The 20,195-nt window shown below is 39.9% G+C and carries 18 protein-coding genes; 13 read left to right on the forward strand and 5 right to left on the reverse strand.

What is annotated here, in order from left to right; genetic code table 11:
• Nucleotides 1-49: 49 nt before the first annotated feature.
• From tatC to OSJ91_RS11580, 10 genes are all read left to right on the forward strand, one after another.
• Nucleotides 50-751: a twin-arginine translocase subunit TatC gene (gene tatC / locus OSJ91_RS11535; protein ID WP_402903739.1), complete on the forward strand. Its 702-nt coding sequence runs from the start codon at nt 50-52 to the stop codon at nt 749-751.
• Nucleotides 752-1,318: 567 nt separating this feature from the next.
• Nucleotides 1,319-1,951 carry a YitT family protein gene (locus OSJ91_RS11540; RefSeq protein ID WP_485891613.1) on the forward strand — a complete coding sequence of 211 codons (633 nt, stop codon included), beginning with the start codon at nt 1,319-1,321 and terminating at the stop codon, nt 1,949-1,951.
• A gap of 371 nt (nt 1,952-2,322) precedes the next feature.
• Nucleotides 2,323-3,735: an amino acid permease gene (locus OSJ91_RS11545; protein ID WP_485891614.1), complete on the forward strand. Its 1,413-nt coding sequence runs from the start codon at nt 2,323-2,325 to the stop codon at nt 3,733-3,735.
• Nucleotides 3,736-3,886: 151 nt separating this feature from the next.
• Nucleotides 3,887-4,336, forward strand: a complete 450-nt coding sequence (locus OSJ91_RS11550) for a hypothetical protein (protein ID WP_485891615.1) — start codon at nt 3,887-3,889, stop codon at nt 4,334-4,336.
• Between the two features lie 71 nt (nt 4,337-4,407).
• Nucleotides 4,408-5,238: a phosphonoacetaldehyde hydrolase gene (gene phnX / locus OSJ91_RS11555; RefSeq protein WP_413017115.1), complete on the forward strand. Its 831-nt coding sequence runs from the start codon at nt 4,408-4,410 to the stop codon at nt 5,236-5,238.
• Between the two features lie 173 nt (nt 5,239-5,411).
• Nucleotides 5,412-7,175, forward strand: a complete 1,764-nt coding sequence (gene xsc / locus OSJ91_RS11560; protein WP_485891616.1) for a sulfoacetaldehyde acetyltransferase — start codon at nt 5,412-5,414, stop codon at nt 7,173-7,175.
• A 149-nt stretch (nt 7,176-7,324) separates the two neighbouring features.
• Nucleotides 7,325-8,677: an aminotransferase gene (locus OSJ91_RS11565; RefSeq protein ID WP_485891883.1), complete on the forward strand. Its 1,353-nt coding sequence runs from the start codon at nt 7,325-7,327 to the stop codon at nt 8,675-8,677.
• A 150-nt stretch (nt 8,678-8,827) separates the two neighbouring features.
• Entirely contained in the window at nt 8,828-9,562 is a 735-nt protein-coding gene (locus OSJ91_RS11570; protein WP_485891617.1) for a PIG-L family deacetylase, read from the forward strand.
• 82 nt (nt 9,563-9,644) lie between these two features.
• Nucleotides 9,645-10,673, forward strand: coding sequence for a YeiH family protein (locus OSJ91_RS11575; protein WP_485891884.1), 1,029 nt, complete (start codon nt 9,645-9,647; stop codon nt 10,671-10,673).
• A 265-nt stretch (nt 10,674-10,938) separates the two neighbouring features.
• Nucleotides 10,939-11,646 (forward strand): GntR family transcriptional regulator, encoded by a 708-nt coding sequence (locus tag OSJ91_RS11580; protein WP_413017121.1) that lies wholly within the window; start codon nt 10,939-10,941, stop codon nt 11,644-11,646.
• Nucleotides 11,647-11,807: 161 nt separating this feature from the next.
• On the opposite strand, the gene OSJ91_RS11585 is transcribed toward OSJ91_RS11580, so the two are convergent.
• Entirely contained in the window at nt 11,808-12,332 is a 525-nt protein-coding gene (locus OSJ91_RS11585) for a divergent PAP2 family protein (protein WP_350302849.1), read from the reverse strand.
• A 312-nt stretch (nt 12,333-12,644) separates the two neighbouring features.
• On the opposite strand from OSJ91_RS11585, the gene OSJ91_RS11590 reads away from it, so the two are divergent.
• Together OSJ91_RS11590 and OSJ91_RS11595 are read left to right on the forward strand one after the other, a co-directional pair.
• Nucleotides 12,645-13,016, forward strand: a complete 372-nt coding sequence (locus tag OSJ91_RS11590; RefSeq protein WP_413017123.1) for a hypothetical protein — start codon at nt 12,645-12,647, stop codon at nt 13,014-13,016.
• Nucleotides 13,017-13,045: 29 nt separating this feature from the next.
• A complete protein-coding gene (locus tag OSJ91_RS11595; protein ID WP_485891618.1) occupies nt 13,046-14,314 on the forward strand; it encodes an erythromycin esterase family protein in 1,269 nt (422 codons plus the stop codon).
• Nucleotides 14,315-14,684: 370 nt separating this feature from the next.
• Here the strand turns inward: OSJ91_RS11595 and OSJ91_RS11600 are convergent, their stop codons facing one another.
• A complete protein-coding gene (locus tag OSJ91_RS11600) occupies nt 14,685-15,125 on the reverse strand; it encodes a GNAT family N-acetyltransferase (RefSeq protein WP_485891619.1) in 441 nt (146 codons plus the stop codon).
• 123 nt (nt 15,126-15,248) lie between these two features.
• Between OSJ91_RS11600 and OSJ91_RS11605 the strand changes: the two genes are divergently transcribed.
• Nucleotides 15,249-15,701 (forward strand): MarR family winged helix-turn-helix transcriptional regulator, encoded by a 453-nt coding sequence (locus OSJ91_RS11605; RefSeq protein ID WP_350302345.1) that lies wholly within the window; start codon nt 15,249-15,251, stop codon nt 15,699-15,701.
• A gap of 105 nt (nt 15,702-15,806) precedes the next feature.
• Here the strand turns inward: OSJ91_RS11605 and OSJ91_RS11610 are convergent, their stop codons facing one another.
• Genes OSJ91_RS11610 through OSJ91_RS11620 form a run of 3 tightly spaced genes read right to left on the reverse strand, consistent with a single transcriptional unit; the run spans nt 15,807 to nt 19,863 of the window.
• Nucleotides 15,807-17,666, reverse strand: coding sequence for an ABC transporter ATP-binding protein (locus OSJ91_RS11610; RefSeq protein WP_350302346.1), 1,860 nt, complete (start codon nt 17,664-17,666; stop codon nt 15,807-15,809).
• A complete protein-coding gene (locus OSJ91_RS11615) occupies nt 17,663-19,387 on the reverse strand; it encodes an ABC transporter ATP-binding protein (protein ID WP_485891620.1) in 1,725 nt (574 codons plus the stop codon). The genes OSJ91_RS11610 and OSJ91_RS11615 overlap by 4 nt, the downstream gene beginning before the upstream one ends.
• On the reverse strand, nt 19,384-19,863 hold the full coding sequence (locus OSJ91_RS11620; RefSeq protein ID WP_413017135.1) for a MarR family winged helix-turn-helix transcriptional regulator: 480 nt from the start codon (nt 19,861-19,863) through the stop codon (nt 19,384-19,386). The genes OSJ91_RS11615 and OSJ91_RS11620 overlap by 4 nt, the downstream gene beginning before the upstream one ends.
• Between the last annotated feature and the right edge of the window lie 332 nt (nt 19,864-20,195).

Here is a 20,195-nt window from a genome sequence, read left to right on the forward strand (position 1 = left end):
AAAAGGAGGAGTGAAAGTGGAGAGTAAGGATTTACACGTTATTGAGCATATGGAGGAACTCCGAAGCAGAATCATTAAAACACTGATAGGTTTTGTGGCTTTTTTCATAGTGAGTTTCATATTCGTACAGGATATTTATGAACTGCTCATTAAGGATTTGGAAGGAAAGCTCGCCGTGCTCGGTCCGAGTGAGATCCTGTGGGTATATATGATAATCGCTGGGGTTTGCGCAATAGCTGCAACGATTCCGCTAGCAGCCTATCAGTTATGGCGCTTTGTGGCTCCAGCTTTGAAACCGGAAGAGAGAAGAGTTACATTTCGGTTCATACCTGGGCTGTTCATTTTATTCATCACAGGTATCTCATTTGGATATTTTGTGTTGTTTCCAATAGTGCTGGGTTTCCTCACTTCCCTATCGGCCGGGCAGTTCGAGATGATGTTCACTGCGGAAAAGTATTTTCGGTTCATGATTAATTTGATCTTACCTTTCGGGATTTTATTCGAGATGCCGCTTGTGGTCATGTTCCTGACCAGATTAGGCATCATCAATCCAGCAGTGTTGAAAAAGTCTCGTAAGATTTCTTATTTCGTCCTGGTCATAATCTCGATCCTGATTACGCCTCCAGATATAATTTCGGACATTTTGGTTATTGTCCCTTTGCTTGTGCTTTATGAAGTGAGCGTACAGCTGTCCAATATGGTTTATCGAAAAAGGCTTATGAAAGATGAGTCAGCCTTACCTGTAACATGAAAATGATAATCACAACCTATTGAATGAAACATTTCTTAGGAAATAGTTAATGGAACACTTAAAAGTTGAGGGGCATATCCCTCAACTTTTTTATTGCGGAAAAATATTTGATAGAAATAATCGGGGAATTTTCTTTTGCATTTGCCTTCTTACATTAATGCTTTTCTTATCTATTTAATCAGGTTTTTGGGGTGTCATTTCGAAATATGTCCATTGAAGCTAGTATTATAAGATGCCTTCTCGATGTACTAATTTAGTTCATTCAGAAAAAAAATTTGTACAGAAAATCTGCAATGTCTAAATGATTTTGTGGTAAACAAGAAAATCTTCAACTTTTAAGGGGGAGGTTTTATTTTATTAGAAGGAGTGAGGATTCTGGTTAGCGAATTATTCTAATCACTTGAACAAAAATATGCATCCTTCGTAAAATAATTCAAAAATATCGAAAGGGAAAAGGGTCGAATAAATTCGGTGTAAGAGGTGAATGTGTATCATATGGTTCAAGTGTAAATATATATTTAGGGGGGAAAGCATTATCAAAAAATCATTAGGGATGGTGAGAAGTTTATGAAGGATTTGATGAAAATTATTGCAGGAAACATTTCCATGACCTTTGCCTATGCTTATTTAATCGTTCCCAATGAAATTATCAATGGCGGGGTAACTAGCTCGGCATTATTATTGAATGCATTATCAGGATATAACATTGCCATGCTAGCCAATTTTGTTACAGGATTACTGTTAATCATTTGTTTAGTTTTTCTAGGAAAAGAGTACTTTTTTAAGTCGATCGTAAGTTCCCTTAGCTATATGATTTTTTTTAATTTTTTTTATTCATTGAACATTGATATTGATGTAAATATCGTTTTAGTGATTATCATTTCGTCGATTTTAATAGCGATAGGATATTATTTATGTATAACAGCAAATGCTTCCACTGTTGGCTTTGACGTGATTGCCTTAATTTTGCATCATAAAAATGAAAAAATTGATATTGCAGCGACAATCAGGATTATTAATCTTATAGTACTCATATTGGGCCTTCTTGTTTACGGATTTACTTCGATTGTTAAGGGAATAGCGTTTACATTGTTTTTTTCATATCTTCTAAAGAAAATGCTGGATAGAAAGCAGAAGGCCGTAAAGTCAGCAGTGGAAAGTGTGTTGGATGAAACCACCAAGGTTAAAGAAGTAAAATGAAAAAATTGCCGACTAACTGGAGACAGTTTGTTGTATTTAAAAATTTTCATTTTGTTATCTAAATATTCTGATTTTTAAATTGACTTTAAAAAAATCAGAGTGTATTATACACATAGAAAGTGGTACTAACATCATGACGTAGTGATGTTATATCCGCTTCGAATTTCAAAATAGCACTAAGGAAGGAGGAATAGTGATATAGAATCTTAATTTCATAGTCATCTCCTGTGTTGTTTTTAAAATGCCATGTTTCCAAGTTCCCACTATCTTTGTGAAAGTGTAAAGGACAGGCAGCTGAAAAGCCTTGTTTTTACATTCAAGTAGCGATTATGTTAGTTGATTCCCCAAAATATTGAAAGTTGGTGGAGGGTATGAAACATCAACAGGAAGAACTGAAACCAGGTCTGAAACAAAGACATTTAACGATGATATCTTTGAGTGGTGTCATAGGCGCTGGTTTATTTGTAGGAAGCGGTATCATAATTGGTCAAACGGGCCCCGGAGCGATATTATCATATGTTTTGGCAGGCTTGATCGTTGTTTTAGTCATGAGGATGCTTGGGGAAATGGCCACAGTTAATCCCAATACTGGATCTTTTGCCGTTTATGCGAGAGAGGGGATAGGTGAATGGGCCGGTTTTACAACAGGTTGGTTATATTGGTTCTTTTGGGTTATCGTAATTGCTTTGGAAGCAACAGCTGGTGCAGCAATCATACACAGCTGGCTTCCTTCCGTTCCCGTCTGGGTCATAAGTCTATCATTGATCATCCTATTGAAATTGACGAATATTTTTTCCGTAAAATCGTTTGGTGAGTTCGAATACTGGTTTTCAATCATTAAAATAATCAGTATCATACTATTTTTGTGCCTGGGTGTGGCAGTGATTTTAGGGTTTATTCCAACGATAAAACCACCCGGCGCTTCCAATCTTTTGAATTTTGGCGGTTTTATTCCGAATGGGCTAAGTTCTGTGCTCGTTGGCGTCGCCATTGTTTTTCATGCATTTGTTGGAGTGGAGATTCCAGCGATTGCCGCGGGTGAGACCAGTGATCCGGTAAAATCAGTTAGAAGTGCATTGAATAGTGTCGTTTGGCGAATCCTGATTTTCTATATTGGGTCCATTGCCATACTAGTGACGCTATTACCCTGGAATTCGGCTTCTTTGCTGAAAAGTCCATTTGTTGCCGTCCTTGAATTGCTGGGGATCCCTTCTGCTGCCCTGATCATGAATATAGTGATTCTCATTGCATTGCTATCCTGTTTGAATTCGGGATTATATACGAGTTCACGCATGTTATTTTCACTTGCACAAAAGGGCGACGCTCCAAAGGTATTTTCAAAAGTGAGCAAGAACGGCGTTCCTATATTTGCTGTATTCGGCTCTACTATATTTGCCTTTATCAGCACCATTTTCAGTTATGTTTCACCTGATAAAATCTTTTTCTTTTTAGTGAATTCCTCAGGTGGAGTCGGAATTCTTGTTTATCTGGCCATTGCGGTTTCCCATCTCCGATTAAGGAAGAGAATGGAGAAAGAAAATCCTGGAATTTTCAAGATCAAGATGTGGCTATTCCCGTATTTGACTTATGCAACCATAATTTCCATGATTTCCGTGTTAATATTAATGGCCTTTATCGATTCGCAGCGTCCACAGTTTATCTTTACCATGCTATTTAGCTTGATCGTTATCTGTTCATTCTTTTTCATTCGAAGAAAAAAAGCGAAGTATATGGAGAATGAATTAAATATTGTTTCTGGTTCCCCTAATTCTGAAAAGTTATAGCTTTGGCGGAAATGCTTCGTTTACTTCTAAGGAACTCCTCAGACAGAATTCATCAATCACTAATCAGCTATAATATGATTCCCATAGAAAAAGAAAGTTGTGCCATTAAGTGCTTGGTGCCATCTGTCTTTTAAATCATGAAGGAGGAATTATGTTGAATGGTTTCCGTGTAATAACTTATGGGGCTGTCCTTGGAGCCATATTGCTGTCAGGCTGCAACAATTCAGCTGAACCGGACGTGGCTCAACAAGAAAATAGTCCAGTCATGAATGAAAATCCGGATTCAAATACGGGTGAAACCCAGGTTATTAAAAAAGGTGTCGGCGATGTGATACGATCCATAAAAGGATTGGATTCAGAAATAAGTATGGATGCGAATTCAGAGAAAATTCAAGAATTGGGAAAAGAGATCAGTTCTAATTGGGATTCGATAGAAAAGCAAGTGGAAGATGAATACCCAAATTGGTATGAACGGATTGAGAAAAACCTTTACCCATTAATTGGAGAGTCAGGGAATCCGGATAAGGACCTTGAAAAGATTAAACGACTCTCAGAAGCTACTAAAAAAGATCTTCAGTTATTTTTGGAAGAAGTTAATTGAATTCTCTCTATACCCGGGTTTATCATGTTTGGTGATTTTTGAGGAGGTAAGGATAAGGAGGGGAGCATAGGTTGGAAAATGCAAAAGAATGCAAAGAGGTTCAGGCAGTCATATTCGATTGGGCAGGAACGACGGTGGATTATGGTTGTTTTGCGCCGGTCCAAGCATTTGTCGAGATATTCAGGATAAGGGGGATAGATATTACCATTAGGGAAGCAAGGGGACCTATGGGTATATTGAAAATGGATCATATAATGGAACTCCTGAAAATGAAACGAATCTCCAATTTATGGATTGCTAAATTCGGGAAAGAACCGGACAAAAGAGATCTAAAATCATTATATAAGGACTTTGAGGCTTTGCTTTTTAAGGTTCTCAAGGAGAACGCCAAGCCAATACCAGGCGTAATTGACTTAGTCAGCCGATTAAGGGAGCAAGGAATAAAAATCGGATCGACAACAGGGTATACACGTGAAATGATTGATGTTGTTAAAGAAGAGGCGGAAAAATGGGGCTATCAACCAGATACCATCGTTGCGTCTACCGAAGTGCCGACAGGAAGGCCTGCCCCTTGGATGTGCTTTAAGACGGCGATGAATCTCCAAGTGTATCCACTAAGCAAAATCGTTAAAGTCGGCGATACGATCAATGACATCAAAGAAGGCATTTCTGCGGGAATGTGGACTGTTGCCGTATTGAAGGGCGGCAGTGAAATCGGCCTTTCAGAAGCAGAAATCAACGAAATGGACCCATATGATCTGCAAAAACGGATGAAGCATGCAGAAAATCGGTTTTGGAATGCAGGTGCCGATTTCGTAATTGATGAAATAGGTGATTTATTGGAGATCATCGATAGGATCAACTACAGATTGACAGAAAAAAAGGATATATTTATTGGTTAAATAAGATTCAAATATAGTAGTTAGTGACTATGATGGTCAGATACTTTAAATAAAATCAAAATATTCAATTTATTTATTGACTGTCACACACAATGGTAGTATTATACATCTTATAACTGGTACGGACGTCGCAACGTCATTATCAGAAATAATATAATTAAGGAGAATGTGCTATGGTCGAAACAAAAATGTTAAGAGGTACGAAAGTTAAAATGACACCAAGTGAAGCCATCGTTGAGACATTAGTGGCCGAGGGAGTTAAACATATCTCGGGAATTCTGGGATCTGCTTTCATGGATATGCTTGATTTATTGCCAACTGCAGGCATTCGTTTCATTGGTGTCCGCCATGAACAAAGTGCAGCACATATGGAAGATGCCTATTGTCGTGTCTCCGGGGTTGCAGGAGTTGTCATCGGGCAAAACGGACCTGGAATGACGAATATGGTCACCTCTGTTGCAGCGGCCAATCAAGCTCATACTCCTATGGTGGTCATATCACCTTCAGCTGGTACACCAACGGTTGGATGGGATGGTTTTCAAGAATGTGATCAGGTTTCCATCTTCAAGGCAATCACGAAAGAAACGGTTAGAGTGACACACCCTGGCCGGGTCGCTGATTGCCTCAGGACAGCATTTCGGATTGCCTATGCCGAGAGGGGGCCGGTTTTATTCGATATCCCGCGTGATTACTTCTATGGTGAAGTGGAAGATCAAATACTTCAACCACATCAATATCGCGTAGATGAACGGGGCTGCGGATCATCTGCATCATTGGATAGAGCAGCTGAAATTTTAGCTGAAGCTGAGTATCCTGTCATCATTTCCGGCAGGGGAACGGTTGATTCGGATGGCATTGAGGAAATTAAGAATATTGCAGAATATTTAACAGCTCCGGTAGCTGTCTCCTATATGCATAATGATGCCTTTCCTGCTGATCATCCACTATCAGTCGGCCCAATCGGTTACATGGGTTCAAAGGCTGCCATGAATACACTTAAGAAAGCGGACGTCATATTGGCGGTCGGTACTAGATTATCGGTATTTGGAACGCTACCATGCTATGACATTGATTATTTCCCTAAAGATGCGCAAATCATCCAAATAGATATTAACCCTAGGCAAATAGCGAGGACGCACCCTGTGGAAGTTGGGATCATCGGAGATGCCCGTGAAGCTAGCCATGAAATCTTGAAACGGTTGAAGGCTAGTAAACCTAACCTGAAACAAGAAAAAAAGCGGATGGTCGAAGTAACGAATGAAAAACAAAAATGGGAAGAAGAATTGGTGAGACTTGCGATGATCGACGGAACGCCAATCAATCCGCGTCGGGCCCTTTTGGAATTGACTAAAGTGTTGCCTGAAAATGCCATCGTTACTACAGATATCGGTAATGTATCGTCAACTGCAAACGCTTACTTGAAGTTCAACCAGAGCCGCAGGCATATCGCTGCGCTTACATTCGGGAACACGGGATTTGCTTACCCATCCGCACTTGGTGCCAAGTTAGCTGAGCCGAATACGCCTGTTTTAGCCATTGTTGGAGATGGCGCGTGGGGCATGAGCTTACATGAAGTGAGTACGGCCGTTGAAGAAAATATACCGGTCATAGCATGTGTCTTCAATAATAATGCATGGTGTGCAGAGAAAAAGAATCAGGTCGATTTTTATAATAACCGTTTTGTAGGGGCAGATATCCAAAATCCTGATTTCGCAGAAGTTGCCCGATCAATGGGTGCTGTTGGTATCAGAGTCGAAAAAGCTGACGAGTTAGGGGCTTCCATTGAAGAAGCAATAAAATCAAATAAACCGACTGTCATTGATATACAAGTCGATGGAACACAATTGGCTCCGCCATTCAGAAAAGATGCATTAAAAATGCCTACTAGATTATTAGAAAAATATTCTCATTTAGATCATAAAAACTGGGATAAATAATGGTGTGAAAATAGAGTGATATGACAGGTGCAATGACTTGAATTTTGGGTCATTGCGCCATCACCCATTCGCTCTTTAAAGGTCTGTAACAACATGGGAACTTAACTTAATTGCATTCGATGAATAATAAGGGGGTTTCAAAAGTGAAGATGGAAACTGAAACGAAAGACCTTGTTCAAATGGATAAAGACCATTTATGGCATGCGATGCATCGCTATAATGAAAAGGATGCTCCCATGATGGCTACAGAAGGATCCGGCTCATGGTTCACAGATGCTAAAGGGGATAAATATTTAGATGGGGTTTCCGGTTTATGGTGCTTGAACCTGGGTCACGGAAGAAAAGAGATTGCCCAGGCAGCCTATGAACAAATGGTTAATTTATCTTACTTCCCTTTAACGTTAAGCCATAAGCCGGCAATCGAATTATCTGCAAAAATAAGTGAGCATTTAAAGGGCTCCTATACAACGTTTTTTACGAACAGCGGCTCTGAGGCGAATGAGACAGCTTTTAAAATAGCCAGGCAATATCATTCCCAAAATGGCAATCCGGGTAAATACAAATTCATATCTAGGTACAGAGCTTATCATGGCAATACTTTTGGCGCGCTAAGTGCGACCGCACAGGCAAACCGGAGAGTGAAATATGATCCGGCGGTTCCAGGTTTCCTGCATGTGCCGCCGCCGTACAGTTATCGAAGCCCGTTTGGGGAAAACGTTGAAAACTCCGATTTGCTTGCAGCTGAATATATCGATCAGGTCATTAACTTTGAAGGAGCTGAAACGGTAGCTGGTGTTATTCTTGAACCATTCATCTCTGGTGGCGGGGTCCTAATTCCTTCGAAAGAATACTTAACGAGGGTTTCGGAAATCTGTAAGAAGCATGATGTTCTTTTAATTGTGGATGAAGTGGTTTCAGGTTTTGGAAGAACCGGAAAAATGTTTGGGTTCATGCACTCCGATGGCGTTCAACCGGATATTGTAACAATGGCAAAGGGTTTGACCAGCGGTTATCTTCCACTTGGAGCAACGGCAGTGAATTCGAGGATTTATGAGAAATTCAAAGAGAACGGAAATTTAAATCATTTCAGGCATGTGTCAACATATGGAGGCCACCCTGCATCTTGCGCAGTTGCCCTTAAGAACATTGAAATCTTGGAAAATGAAAAAATCGTTCAGCGAGTATCTGAACTTAGTGAATCGACACTAAGTGAGCTATTTGAATTGACAGCTCTTGATAAAGTAGGGGAAGTTCGGGGAGTAGGGTTTTTATACGGCATTGAATTAGTGGAAGATAAAAAGGCAAAAACACCAGTTTCCGATGAGTTCATGGGGAAAATAATCGGGGCTTGCAAGGAAAAGGGTCTTATCATCGGCCGTAATGGTGATACAGTTCCTGGATATGGTAATGTACTGATCATTGCGCCGCCTTTATCTTCGACCGTTGAAGATTTACGCTTTGTCATAGAAACCGTTAAATCCGTTTTATATGAATTATGCTAACCAAAAAGATGATTAGCTTTAGGGTGCTATATTTATAGACGAAAAATGAAGATGGGCATGATATGTCTAGCCGCTTTGACATCCATGTCCATTTTTTCATATTGGGTCTAACAGTGTGGGAAAACTGGAGAATCCGGAGTAGGAGGAAATATGCAATCACAACAAAGATTATTGGTGGTTCTGGCACATCCCGATGATGAGTCATTCCTGTGTGGCGGAACCATTGCTAAAATGTCTGAGCAAGGTGTTCATATAACCTTACTATGCGCGACAAAAGGCGAAATGGGCAGGCGCATGGGAAATCCCATTCTTACAACAAGGGAGGCATTGCCTGGACTAAGGGTAAAGGAGTTAAAAAACGCTTGTGAAGAATTGGGGATCAGCGACCTGCGATTTTTAAACGTAAGGGATAAAACGATAGAATTTGAGAGCTTCGATTTATTGGCGGAGAGAATCGTAAAGGTGATTCGTGAACTTCAGCCGGAGGCCCTAATAACATTCCATGAGAAATATGGGGGGCATCCAGACCATTGTGCGATTGGCCGAGCTGCCGAATTTGCTTTTCTAAAATCCGGTGATCCCGATTTTTATCCAGATCCAGTATTTCCAGCTTTTAAGGTTCATAATCTGTACTTTGTCCTTTGGCATGCTTTTTATGATGCATGGTTAAAGGAAAACGGGCAGAGCAGTATCACGGAAGTGGATATAGCAGGAACTTTACAGAAAAAGATCCGTGCCTTAAGGTCCCATCGCTCCCAGACACTAGCAGTTCCTGAATTGTGGGGGAATCAAAATCCAAGCTTGCCTTTTTTAAAGGAATCCGAGTATTTTATCAAAGGGAATTCACCTACTAATATAGAAGAAACTGTTTTTTTAAACGATTGAAAGGATGGGATGATACGTAATTTGGGCGTTAGATTATCTGGAAAGGGGGAAGGAATGTATGGAATTAGAAAAATATGAGCCAATGGAAGAAACACCTCAGGCGCAGCAAAAACCGCTTCAAAATAAGGTGATTTTGTGGCTGAGCGGTATCGCTTTCACCTTTTTTATTGCCCTCTTAGGCTTGGGGCTGTCCAAGATTTCAGGATTCAATCGAATCGGACCTCTTGCATGCTCGATCATCATTGCCGTGATTTATCGTCAAATTGCGGGATATCCAGAAAAGTTCCGGATGGGAATTGAATTTTCCGCAAAAAAACTTTTGCGTTTTGCCATTATTTTATACGGGTTGAAATTAAATATTGATGTGATTTTCAATCAAGGACTGCCATTGTTGGTACGTGACATAGGGACAGTAACATTTGCCATAGTCGTGATGGTCCTGATTGCTAAGTGGTTTAAGGCAGATGCTTCCATTTCCCTTCTTCTTGCTGTAGGAACCGGGATATGCGGAGCGGCAGCCATTGCGGCCATATCTCCAATCGTGAAAGCGAGGGAAGAGGATACAGCCATAGGCGTTGGGATAATCGCTTTAATGGGAACACTTTTCTCGATTATATATACACTTTTACGTCCGATCCTTCCGCTGTCTGCTTTGGATTATGGAATCTGGTCTGGGATCAGCCTTCATGAAATCGCCCATGTTGCATTGGCAGGAGCACCGGCTGGTGAAGATGCGCTAGCGATTGCACTTCTCGCAAAATTAGGCCGTGTCTTTTTACTTATCCCATTATGTTTCATTTTTATGTATTGGATGAAAAAACGCACATCCGGGAAAATGGGCCATGATGCCAAAATTGATTTTCCATGGTTCCTCGTTGGTTTTATAATCATGAGTCTAATAGGAAGTTATGTGTTTGGAACTTATATTACGGTGTCACCCCTTGTAATGGATGGCATTTCGAAAACGACTACATTTATATTGACAATGGCCATGATCGGTCTTGGACTGAATGTAAGCCTGCAGGCACTGCGGACAAAAGCCATGCGTCCTCTTTTAGCCATGACCATTACCTCTTTGCTGCTTTCCATCATCTCGTACTTTATCGTTTAATATATAAGCTTCCATTGTTGTCCCAGTTAGATAGGCCTGAAATGTGATGAATAATGCATATGGATAAGCCCTGAATATATTAATCCATTCAGGTTTTTTTTTATCCGAAGAAAACGTTTTTGGAAATGAAGCGTGGAAATTTGATAAAATCCTAATTTAAGGAAAAAAATAAGTGTTGACATGTTTGAATATTATAACTATTTGGTTTACAATATAAGAACTGATACGAACATTACGATGTCTTTTTCTGTTTGGAGGAAATTTTATGGAGTTAGACTTTAAAAATCCAATCCCTTTACATGCTCAATTGAAAAGCATATTGGAAAATCAGATTTTGGAAGGTTATTATAAAGACAAAATCCCTAGTGAAAGGGAACTTATGGATATGTATTCTGTCAGCAGGAGTACTGTACGGGAAGCCGTATCCATCCTGGTTCGTGAGGGAATATTGGAAAAGAGGCATGGAAAGGGAACGTTCGTTTCCCTTAAACCTGTACAAGAATGGCTAAAGATGATAAGTTTCACTGAAACCACTAAAAGCATGGGAATTAAATTACTAGATCATGGCCGAGTAATGACACCTGAAAATATTGCTGATGCAAATGGGTTCGAAGATGAATCTTACCATATTAAAAGGCTGCGGTTACAGGGAGATGTCCCCATAGCCATTGAATTGCATTATTATTCTTTGGACCTAGGAAAAAAATTGACGAAATTCGATTTAAGTACAACCGTATTGTATGATGCACTCGAAGGTGATCTGAACATTAACTTTTGTGAGGCGGAACAAATCATAACCTGCGGCTTTCCAACAAAAGAAGATGCAGAACATTTAGGTATAGACGAAACGATGTGCTTGCTGATTACAGAACGAATGATTTTTGATTCTGATGGTAATTTAGTAGAGTATTACAAAGGATTATTCCGATCTGATATGTACTCATTCGCTATGAAAATGTCCCGGAAGAATTGATTTTGCACATAAAAATGACCTATGCCTTTCTAAGAGAGTTGAGAGGCCTAGGTCATTTTCAATCCTACCAGTATATACAATGATACGACTTTTAATGGAGAGTTTGTCTATATTTATAACATAGACATGTTTTAATATAATCTATTGTTATATACGTCACTTCAAGATCTGGAATATTCAGGCTTGTTCAACGTTTTCAGCCGTTTGGTTTTGGAAGGCTTGCCATCCTCCAATTTAGCCGAGATAAGCCCAAGTACCACTCCAAGCAACGCACCTGCCCCCACTTCCACAGGCTGATGTCCGAGCAGTTCATTCAGTTCCTTCTCACGCTCCACAAACTCAAAGCTCGGAAACTCTCCCGAAAATTTCGCCATATTATCTTCAAGGTCATTCACAAGCTTAGCGATTTCGCCTGTATGGCGCCGAATCCCCTGAGCATCATACATCACAATCACGCCAAACACTGTCGCAAGCGCTGTTTCAGTATGCATCCAGCCTTTATTCGCTGCCACATAGGATGCCAGTGCGGCCACCCCCGCAGAGTGCGAACTAGGCATGCCACCCGTTGTGAAAGCCTGCTTTAAGTCCCACTTTCCCGTCAGCTTATAATGCGTTAAAATTTTCAGCCCTTGCGCAATGCCGATTCCCGACAGCGCCGTTAAAATTCCCCGATTCATCTTTTCCATGAGCAACTCCTCCACTCCGCTCCAGACCAGTCCAACCCAATCCAGGATTTTATCTTCACTCTTTTGATACCCCAATAATAATTTTTATATGCAGCAGTTCCATGATTATCGGCATTTAATAACAGCCTGCTTAATGCAACATAATGATACTTTTTGCTGTGTCGTGTTCAGTGCAAGCTTAATTTCCGATCTAGGTGTTCTGGCATGCTTTTTTCGGTGAAGGTCACCATTTTATAATAATATTTATAGGATGGGTCACTTAAGGAAAATATATAACGGAAGATTATTAACAGGTGTTAAGGTGGCAATGGGATGAACAAGATCAAGGATATGAATCCGGAAGAGTTAAAAAAGATCATGAAGGTAACCGAGCGAATGTCTTTTACAAAAAACTTCAGGTCTGCTACTGCTGAAGAATGGTTTGTTTTCATTCCCGGCTTTAATGATCCAGTTACTGGAGGAGCTGCTGGGAAGGCTATCGTTCACTACAATCTATATGGAAACAAAGATATGTTCATTAACACGACGGTCATTCTGGATGACCCTGTTTTATTTGAGATGGAAAATTTTCAGCTGGTTTACTCTATTTGTGATGAACTTATAAATCGTCTAGTGGGATACGCTGATACTTTACTGTCCGTACACGCAGGTTCAAATTCTTACAATGCTGAGTATAAACGATAATGTTCGTAAGAGAACAAGGAGGAAAAACAGTGCATCATAATCTGGTTCAGTCAATAATCGAACAATCAGTCATGCTTACAAGTGAAGCAGATTGGGATAAGCTCGTTCAACAAGTCAATAATTCCAAATTTGTTTTGCTGGGTGAGGCATCACATGGGACATCCGAGTTTTACACGGCCCGAGTTGAAATAACAAAAAAGCTGATTCAAGAAAAAGGGTTCACCTTTGTAGCCGTTGAAGGCGATTGGCCCGCATGCCAGGCAATCAATAGGTATGTAAAAGGCTATGACCTAGTGACTAAATCCGCAAAGGATGTGCTAAAAAGTTTTGACCGCTGGCCGACATGGATGTGGGCAAACGAGGAAATGATCGACCTGATTGAATGGATGAAAGAATACAATGAGTCCGGACAAAATCAAACGAAAGTTGGATTTTATGGGATAGATATCTATAGTCTTTGGGAATCCATGGATGAAGTCATCCATTACTTAAAACAAATTGATTCACCTGACCTCGAGGCTGCCAGACAGGCATTCACATGTTTTGAGCCATTCAATCGGAATAATGAGGAGTACGCAGTTTCCGCAGGCATTTTTTCAGAAGACTGTATAGAGGAGGTTGCCAAATTACTGACGACTATTCAACGAAAAAAAGAAAAATATCCTCATCATGAAGAATTGAATTTGAACCTTCAAGTGAATGCACTGGTAGCGTATAATGCAGAAAATTATTACAGGACGATGGTGGTTCATGATGATAAATCATGGAATATTCGTGATATGCATATGGTGGATGCACTAAATGAAATTATGGATTTTTACGGTTCTGAAGGCAAGGCGATTGTATGGGAACATAATACTCATGTTGGCGATGCCAGCGCTACAGATATGAGAGATTCCGGGATGATTAACGTCGGCCAGGTCATTCGTGAACAAAACCCAACTGAAGATGTATTTATCACTGGTTTCGGAACCTATAGCGGAACTGTTATTGCAGCAGATGAATGGGGCATGGATTTTGAAATAAAAACAGTACCCCCGGCTATGAAGGGAAGTTGGGAGGAGGCTATGCACCTTTCAGGCGCGTATGATAAGTTGCTCATTTTCACAGATGAAAATCGTCAGCTATTCCAAGATAGAATTGGACATCGGGCTATCGGGGTTGTATACCGACCGGAATATGAACAATACGGAAACTATGTACCTTCTGTAATGTCAGATAGATATGATGCTTTTGTTTACATTGATGAAACGCAGGCCCTTCACCCGCTTGTTCATGAAAAAGCACCCGTTCTGTAATATAAAGACGAAGCCGTTTATGTTATAAACGGCTTCGTCTCTTTGTTCGTGTATATCTCTCATGAAATGGAAAATATACTGACCAAAGACTGTGATGGTCGCGTAGATTTTGAGGTTAAATGTAAATCCGAAACTTGTAAACCAAACTTTCCTTTTACTTAGAAGAGTCAGAAAAGTGTGGGATAAGGGACACTTTTTATGTGTTTCCCTTATCCGGAATATAATTCACAATACAAAGTTAGTAGACTAATCATTCTGTTCTTTGCCTTTTAAAAGAGAATTGTCTGCTTGGATGGTTAAAGAACAACCTGGTGTTAATAGTATGATCCCCATCAAAGGTTAGTTTTTGTTTAACTCACATTTAATACACTTATTCGTTAACTAATTCCTTTATCATTAAAAGATGTGGTCCGCCATCTTCCATAAAGACATCGGATGAAGTCTGATAGCCGAGTTTTTTATAAAAACCCTCTGCCTGTGTTTGCCCATGTAATTTCACCTGGGATATTTCCTTTTTCTTTGCGATTTCTTCCAACGTTTTAATTATTATTTTTCCAAGACCAAACTTACGGTAAGGCTCTAAGATGCAAATTCTCTCCAATTTTCCTAAACCATCAACAACTCTTAACCTACCAGTTCCGACTGGTTTTTCATTATAATAGACTAATATGTGTTCAGATAAAGCATTAAGTGTATCGTATTCATCAAATTCACTTTCTAAAGGGAAGCCTTGTTCCTCGACAAATACTTCTTTTCTGATTTGAAAGGCTACTTTTAAATCACTTTCTGTAGTTATTCTCTTTGAATCCAATGTTCTTCATCCCTTTTCTAGATTTATTCAGTAAGACAAGTCATAATATATGTATAACTTTTTTATAGTATATACGAAATTAATTTTGTTGTAAATACAACAAAAAAGTCAGGGGCTTTTTGAATGAAGGAAATACTCCGTGAAATTGGAATGATAGCAAGGGCATTGGACTCTATAAGTAATATCGAATTTAAAGAATTTGACCTAACAAAAGGGCAGTATTTGTATCTTGTTCGAATATGTGAAAATCCAGGAATCATTCAGGAAAAGTTAGCAGAAATGATAAAGGTTGACCGGACGACAGCAGCTCGGGCCATTAAAAAACTTGAAATTCAAGGTTTTATTGAAAAGAAAAATGATGAGGAAAACAAAAAAATAAAAAAGCTATATGCAACCGATAAAGGTGAAAAGGTCTATCCTTTTTTGAAAAAAGAAGGAGAGTATACTGACAAGGTTGCGTTATCTGGATTTTCTATGGAAGAAACGGAAACGATGTTTCATCTTCTTCAAAGGGTCAGAAAAAATATTGAGGTAGATTGGGAATTTGTGAAAAAGGGAAATAAAAGGGAGTATTGATACATATATTTTATAAGTTATTACAGATTCATGAATGTAATGGTATTGGATAAGAATTTTATAAAGAGAGGCTCGATTCCGATTGGAAATTGAGCCTCTTTCTTATTATCCAGCTACATTTTCAGTGAACTGACTATTGTACAGCTCTGCATAGAAACCATTCTCCCTTAAAAGGTCTGAATGCGTTCCCTTCTCTATCACTTTTCCTTGATCCATAACAAGAATCAAATCTGCATCCTTAATTGTTGAGAGACGATGGGCAATGACAAAGCTGGTTCGTCCTTCCATCAGTCGGTTCATGGCCTTTTGGATAAAGACTTCTGTCCGAGTGTCCACACTAGACGTCGCTTCATCCAATATCATGATTGGTGGATCTGCTAGAACTGCTCGGGCGATTGTCAAAAGCTGCTTTTGGCCTTGTGAGATGTTCGAAGCTTCTTCGTTTAAGATGGTCTCATAACCATCTGGCAGTGTCCGAATGAAATGGTCGGCATGTGCCGTTCGAGCAGCTGCAAAAATTTCTTCATCAGTTGCTCCATTTTTGCCATAAGCGATATTTTCTTTAATAGTACCATTAAAGAGCCAGGTATCTTGAAGTACCATACCAAAATTCTTTCGAAGATCATTCCGTGACATATTCCGTGTATCAAGACCATCAATATTAATCTTTCCGCCATTGAGTTCATAAAATCTCATCAAGAGATTTATCATAGTTGTTTTTCCAGCACCAGTCGGTCCAACAATTGCGACCGTCTGTCCAGGCAAGACATCGATGTTCATATCTTCAATTAGCATTTCTTCCCCATATCCAAAGTCCACATGTTCAAAAGAGACAGCACCATTTGCCCTTTTTATATTAGCTGTTGTTTGTTCTTTCATTTCCTCTTCTTCATCAAGTAGTTCAAAAACACGCTCAGCGGCTGCAACCGTTGACTGAATAATGTTAGCGATGTTAGCCGTTTGTGTGATTGGCTGGGTGAACTGCTTTGAATATGTGATGAATGCTTGAATATCACCAATTGAAATCGAACGTTGCGTTACCAATATTCCGCCGACAACGCTGATGAGGACATAGCTTAAATTTCCGATAAAGAACATTATGGGCATGATGATACCCGATATAAACTGGGCTTTGCTTCCCGCTTTATACAATTCTTCATTAACCGCAGTAAACTGGGCACTCGCCTTTTTTTCATGTCCGAATGCTTTAACGACCTGATGGCCGGTATACATCTCTTCAATGTGTCCATTTAATTGTCCGAGCTTACGCTGTTGATCTGCAAAATATTTTTGGGATCTTTTTAAAATAGGCCGGATTGCAAATATTGACAAAGGTAAGCTGACTATCGAGATTAATGTCAATAACGGGCTTATCGAAAGCATCATGATGATAATCCCCAAAATCGTTACGATTGATGTGATGAACTGCGTTAAGCTTTGCTGAAGGGTGCTCCCGATTGTATCAATATCATTTGTCATTCGGCTAAGTGTTTCTCCGTTTGGACGTCCTTCAAAATATTTGAGTGGAAGTTTCTCGAGCTTTTCGTTCACATCTTGTCGAAGATCATATACCGTATCTTGAGCAACACTTGACATAATGTATTGTTGTACATAGTTGAAAAGGCTGCTTAAAGCATAAAGTCCGGCAAGGAGTAGAAGGATCTGGCCAATTTTATCAAAGTTAATAGCTGCTCCTGGTATACCCTGGAGTTTCCCGTATGCTCCTTCGAATAATTCTGTAATTGCATTTCCCATGATTTTCGGTCCAACAATCATAAAAATCGTACTCATGATTGCAGCGAAGAACACGGAAATCAATTTGTTGCGCCGAGGTTTTAAATAGGTCAAGAGACGTTTTAGTGTTCCTTTAAAATCTTTTGCTTTTTGACCCATCATCATCATGTTACCGCCACCAGGGCCATGCCCAACCTGACCGCCGCCTTGAGGTTTTTTTTGATTACTCATGCAATTTCCTCCTCTGTGAGCTGTGATAAGGCGATTTCACGGTAAATGTCGTTTGTACTAAGCAACTCTTGGTGTGATCCCATACCTACAATTTTGCCTTCGTCTAATACAATGATTCGGTCTGCGTCCACGACTGTACTGACACGCTGTGCAACGAGTAGTACCGTCGAATTTTTCGTTTCATCCTTCAGGGCTGCACGAAGGTTGGCATCCGTCTTGAAGTCAAGTGCAGAAAAACTATCGTCGAATATATAAATATCGGGTTTCCGAATGAGTGCCCGTGCAATCGAAAGCCGTTGTTTTTGCCCTCCCGATAGGTTTGAACCGCCTTGTTCGATTTCTGCCTCATAGCCGTCTTTCATGTTGCTGATAAAATCTTCCGCTTGCGCGATCCGAGCCGCATGCTCAACTTCATCTTGTGTGGCTGTTTGTTTTCCAAAGCGAATGTTTTCAGCGATAGTACCTGTAAAGAGGACGGCCTTTTGTGGTACAAAGCCAATCTTTGAACGAACTTCATCTTGTGATGAATTACGAATATCAACACCATTGACGCGAATCGTTCCACTTGAAATATCATAGAAGCGAGGGATCAAATTGACGAGCGTCGTTTTCCCTGAACCTGTTCCACCGATTATTGCGGTGATTTCACCAGGACTTGCAGAAAAACTAATATCCGATAATGCATGTTCTTCTGCTCCTGGGTAACTGAACGTCACATGTTCAAATTCAAGTGTACCATGCTCACGATCTGCCTTTTCTGTCCCCTTATCCAGGAATGAAGGTTTCATGTCAAGGACTTCGTTTATCCTTGTTGCCGACACGGCTGCTCGTGGAACCATAACGAACATCATGGATGCCATAACGAGAGCGAACATAATTTGCATAACATATTGGATAAATGCCATTAAGTCCCCAATTTGCATACCGCCATTATCAATACGAACTCCACCAAACCAAATGATACCAACAACCGTCAAGTTCATGACAAGCATCATTACAGGCATCATGAAGGCCATGATTTTATTGACTCTGATTGACACATCCGTCAATTCTTTATTCGCTTTCTTAAGACGTTCTTTCTCTTGTGTTTCACGATTGAAGGCACGAATAACGCGAATACCAGTTAAATTTTCTCGCAATACAAGGTTCAACCGGTCTAATCGTTTTTGCACCGTTTGAAAGAGAGGCACACCTTTATATAGAATAAGCAAGATCGACCCAATCAATAAAGGCATTGTGACAACAATGACAAGGGATAATTTTGCATCCATGGATACAGCCATGATCACTCCGCCGATTAACATGATGGGTGCACTGATAACCATACGAAGCATCATGATAACCACTTGCTGGACTTGTGTTATATCATTGGTCGTCCTTGTAATCAATGATGCCGTACCGACTTCATCAAATTCTTGTAACGAAAATTTTTCAACATGATTAAAGACTCTCAGGCGGAGATCGCGTCCCATCCCCATTGCCGCTTTGGACGAATAGTAGCTTGCGATTATGGATGCACAAGCGCCAAGTGCGGAAACCAACAGCATCAAACCACCGATTTTCCAAATATAAGGAGTGTCTCCTCGAACGACGCCTTTGTCAATAATATCGGCCATTAGTGTAGGCAGAAAGAGATCGGACATGGACTGAATAAAAACCAGACCGATAACTGCTGAAATAATCCACTTATAAACGGATAAATTTTTCAGTATTTTTATCATTTTGTACACTCTCCCTGTTCGGTTGCTTGTGCTTCTAAAAAGTTTGTAATTTGAAGATGTGTTTCTAGCAACTCTTCAAACTGTTCTTCTGAAAGCATTTCAATGGCTGTTTGAAAGACTTGGTGAATGCTTCCTTCGTGAAAATGAATCGTTTTTAATAAATCCTTCCCCTGATCTGTGATTGACAACTGAATCTCACGCCGATTGCCCTCCACATGCTCACGATGGAGCATGCCTGCGCGAACGAGACCATCGACCGCTTGGCTCAAGGTGCTTTTTGGAAGAAATGTTTTCTCCCCGACATTTTTTTGAGTGGTCTCTTTGTAAAGGGTAATGGTCATCAAAATGGAATATTGAGGAACTGTTAATCCATTTTCTGCGGCAGTCTTTTGAACGAACCGCATAATATTTTTCTGCACGTTCCAAAATGAACGCAATAGTTGTACGGAACGCATTAATTGTTTTTCATTCTCCACTCCAACTTCACCATTCTTTCTGTTTTGAACTGTTCCATTACGAACATTTAATTTTATGAATCATTTTAATTTACAGCTATATATCCGCTTAGTCAACAAAAAAATAACTTCAACACCCCAGTGTTTAGTCTTTGGTGCATGTATGGAAATGAGTTTTCAAGTCAGGCAAGGCTTTCGCATGAAAACAACCCATACAAAGTGAAATTAACTTGAAAATGGGAGATGAAAAGTGGTAGGATAATATTGCATTGAGTTAGTACCAGGTAATAATACTAGATGATAACGCATGGGTTTTAAATGGCAAGCATGCATACATAAAAGAGCTTTTTCTT

The sequence above is a fragment of the Bacillus sp. T-10(2022) genome, assembly GCF_056502895.1.